Origin of the sequence: uncultured Enterococcus sp. (assembly GCF_913775425.1) — a bacterium.
Lineage (GTDB): Bacteria > Bacillota > Bacilli > Lactobacillales > Enterococcaceae > Enterococcus_G.
Genome location: NZ_CAJYIS010000056.1, coordinates 1 through 3,420, shown reverse-complemented (window position 1 = coordinate 3,420; position 3,420 = coordinate 1). Strand labels below are relative to the sequence as shown.

The following is a 3,420-nucleotide window of genomic DNA, read 5'->3' as shown; positions in this document are numbered from 1 at the left end:
ATGTAAGGTCTTTTATTACTTCAAGTATAAACAGCTAGCATATAAATGTTAGCTGTTTATTTTTTGCTCAAGGGTTCCCTCTTTTTTTATTTTTTAGGTATTATTTAAATTTTATTGTAATTGCGATAATAACAAAAAACAATTCATTTTCTTTCGAGTTATCTTGTTTTATTTTATGAATTTCATGCTAAACTTAATTAATCAGAGTTAAGGAGGACTATTATGCTGTATAAAAAAGGTTTGTTTGTGACCAGTTGTTTGATATTGATGATTATTGCTGGCTTAAGTTACACTTTATTGCATCATGAAGAGCCAACTTCTATTCTTTCTTATGAAAATGAGCATTATACTGTTTTTACTGATCAGAATCAAAAAATAAAAATCGATTCCAACAACTTAATTTCACACGTACATAAGGAAGAGTTATTAACCAAAACGTTGACTTTACCTAAACACACACCTGTGAGCATCGCTTTTCGTGCTAGTGCGACTCAATTTACAATTAGTATAGAAGCAAAAAATGATACTTCTTTTGCTCAAACAACTACGATTCCAACGACTAAAGCGTATAACCAATATATCCCTTATGAAGAAATTGAATCTGGAATCGTTGGCTTATTTGTAGGAACAGACAACAAAAGTGATTTAGAATTGCTACAACATGATCCTCACGCGATTCAACAACTGGCTGATAAACAAGCGATTTTATTAGAACAAGCGATTTTGATTGAATAAATCATCGGTCATGATAACTATTGAGTTTAAAGGAGGCCACAACATGAAATTATCTCGTTCGTTTATGGAATTAAGTGCTTTGCTGTTGATTCCTATCGTGTTAAGTTTCATTGTTCATTTATTTTTTGCTGTATCGTTTGGATTGGTACTTGCTATTTTATATGCAATTTTAGTATTTTTCTCCCTTCCGTCAGATACTACATTTAGTCAAGCTGTGGATTATCAAACAAAAGTAAGTAATCCGACTCATCGTCTGCCTCTCATCAAACATTTAGCTTTTGTAAAAATGGATTGGATTCGTTTTTTATTGCTATTAATAGCTCTAATTGTAACTCTTGTAACGTGGTATATTATCGAGGTGAACTTATGACAGATGATTTCATTTTAGCCCATCTTTATAATTTGATTTTAAATCCAGGTACTCGAGAGTTTGAGCGCGAACAATTGATCCAAGCAAAAAATCAACTTGAAAATGGTGAGGAAACAAAACGAGTCTTGGCTACTTTAGAAACACAATTGCGTCCACTAGCATTAAGAGATAATCTAACTCCTGATGTAATGGAAACTTATCAAGAATGGTTTACTTCAAAAAAAATAGTGCATTCTTTTACGAAAGAGCACACTATGATTGGCGAAATAGCGATTTTTGCTGGGGGGTGTTTTTGGTGTATGGTAGAACCATTTGATACCTATCCTGGTGTTTTGAGTGTTGAATCTGGATATACTGGCGGTCACGTTATTAATCCAACCTACGACCAAATTTTGACTGGTGCTACAGGTCATACTGAAGCAGTTCGCATTATTTTTGACCCGATGATACTAAATTATCAAAAACTTTTAGAAATTTATTGGCAAGTTACTGATCCAACTGATGCTTTCGGTCAATTTCAAGATCGAGGCTCGCAGTACCGTCCTGTAATTTTTTATTGTAACGATATACAAAAAAAATTAGCAGAACAATCGAAAGCTTCTTTGACTAAGCTTTATCTGGATCCTATCGTTACTCAAATTGTACCAAGTATGCCTTTTTATTTAGCCGAACACTACCATCAAGACTTCTACCGTAAAGAACCAAAACGTTATCGTAAAATGAAACAGACACGTAAACAGTTACAGCAATTTAAAAACATCATGAACTGGTTGAAACGATATATCCTATAAAAATAAGTCCATTCTTCTAAAAAAAGAGTGGACTTATTTTTATAAGGTTAGTCCCCCAAATTTTTTAAGGGTTTATTTTTTGATTTTTTATATTATATTTCAAATGCGATAATAGTTTATATAACTAAACTTGTATCCTATTAACTGCCCATCCTTTATTAAAAAAACACTAAAGCAGTCTCCCGCTTTAGTGTTTTTAGTGTTTTGTTTATTCTGTAACAATTAACATCGATTTGATCGTTTTTCGGTCTTGCATATCTCGATAGGCTAGATTGACATCCGCTAAATGATACGTCTTTGTAAAGACTTTTCCTGGTTGGATATCTCCGTCTAATACTGCTTTTAATAAAAATTGTTTATCATAAGTCGTCACCGAAGCAGATCCGCCAGCAAATGCAATATTTTGCGCAAATGTAGAGCCAATTGGGCGATTGTTATAATGAGGAACACCGACGTATCCAATTCGTCCTCCATTATGTAAGACTCCAATTGCTTGGTCGATTGCTGCTTGTGTCCCTACACATTCTAAGGCTGCATCTGCACCTCCATTTAATAACTCGCGTACTTTCTGAATCCCCTCTTCTCCTCGTTCAGCAACCACTGCTGTTGCCCCTAATTCAAGTGCTAATTGTTGACGATCTTCATGCCGACTCATCAAAATAATTTGCGAAGCACCACGCATTTTCGCTGCAATTACCGCACATTGTCCCACTGCACCATCACCGATCACAACAACTTTATCACCTGGTTTTACTTCAGCACAACGCGCTGCATGATAACCTGTTGGCATCACATCCGCTAAGGTTAATAAGGATTTGATCATCCCTTCTGTATAATCAGAAGGTTGACCGGGAATCTTGATCAATGCCCAGTTGGCATAATGGAACCGAATATATTCGGATTGAAATCCATGCGACCAGTTGCTCGCACCTTGATGACGATCACAAGTACCATCAAAGCCCGCACGGCATGCATCACATTCACCACAGCCATGCCGTAAATGGTACAATAACAAAATCACCTGGTTTTACAGTGGTAATCGCTGAACCGATCTCTTCAATGATTCCTAACGCTTCATGTCCTGAGTTTTCAGAGTGTGCCTCTTTATCATCACCATGTGCATATGACCAAAGATCTGAACCACACACGCAAGCCCGTACGACTTTAATGATGACATCATCATCTGCTTGTAACTGCGGTTTTTCTACATCATATACTTGCATTTTTCCTGCTTCTTCAAAAATTGCTGTTTTCATTTTATTCCCTCCCATTGTTTACAAAGTGGTATATTGTTCATCGCTTACGGCTTCTAACCAGACCGGCGTACCTGCTGTAATTGTTAGATGTGTGAACCAGCTATCTTTAGTGGCGCCATGCCAATGTTTAACACCATCATGTGTCACTACGACATCACCCGCATGAAGTACTCGTGCCTCTTCTCCTTCTTCTTGATACCATCCCGTACCGGACGTGACCAATAAAATTTGATAGCCACCTTGATGGATATGCCAGTTATTGCGACAT

The 3,420-nt window shown here is 36.5% G+C and carries 4 protein-coding genes and 1 pseudogene; 3 read left to right on the top strand and 2 right to left on the bottom strand.

Going from position 1 to position 3,420, the window contains the following annotated elements:
- The first annotated feature begins 222 nt into the window (after positions 1-222).
- From QZ413_RS06070 to msrA, 3 genes are read left to right on the top strand one after another with little or no spacing between them, the layout of a single operon-like run.
- Positions 223-735 carry a hypothetical protein gene (locus tag QZ413_RS06070; RefSeq protein ID WP_297077529.1) on the top strand — a complete coding sequence of 171 codons (513 nt, stop codon included), beginning with the start codon at positions 223-225 and terminating at the stop codon, positions 733-735.
- Positions 736-778: 43 nt separating this feature from the next.
- Complete coding sequence (locus tag QZ413_RS06065; RefSeq protein ID WP_297077527.1) at positions 779-1,105, top strand: hypothetical protein; 327 nt, start codon at positions 779-781, stop codon at positions 1,103-1,105.
- The gene (gene msrA, locus QZ413_RS06060) at positions 1,102-1,896 is read left to right on the top strand and encodes a peptide-methionine (S)-S-oxide reductase MsrA (protein WP_297077525.1); all 795 of its coding nucleotides are present in this window, start codon (positions 1,102-1,104) and stop codon (positions 1,894-1,896) included. The genes QZ413_RS06065 and msrA overlap by 4 nt, the downstream gene beginning before the upstream one ends.
- Positions 1,897-2,104: 208 nt before the next feature.
- Here msrA and QZ413_RS06055 read toward each other — a convergent pair.
- Together QZ413_RS06055 and QZ413_RS06050 are read right to left on the bottom strand one after the other, a co-directional pair.
- Positions 2,105-3,152: pseudogene (locus tag QZ413_RS06055) on the bottom strand (alcohol dehydrogenase catalytic domain-containing protein).
- 18 nt (positions 3,153-3,170) lie between these two features.
- The coding region (locus tag QZ413_RS06050; RefSeq protein ID WP_297077524.1) for a cupin domain-containing protein at positions 3,171-3,420 on the bottom strand (250 nt) is incomplete at its 5' end.

What these genes read in the sequence shown, in the direction of transcription:
- msrA (WP_297077525.1), top strand. Translation starts at nt 1,102, where the DNA reads ATGACAGATGATTTCATTTTAGCCCATCTTTATAATTTGATTTTAAAT.
- QZ413_RS06070 (WP_297077529.1), top strand. Translation starts at nt 223, where the DNA reads ATGCTGTATAAAAAAGGTTTGTTTGTGACCAGTTGTTTGATATTGATG.
- QZ413_RS06065 (WP_297077527.1), top strand. Translation starts at nt 779, where the DNA reads ATGAAATTATCTCGTTCGTTTATGGAATTAAGTGCTTTGCTGTTGATT.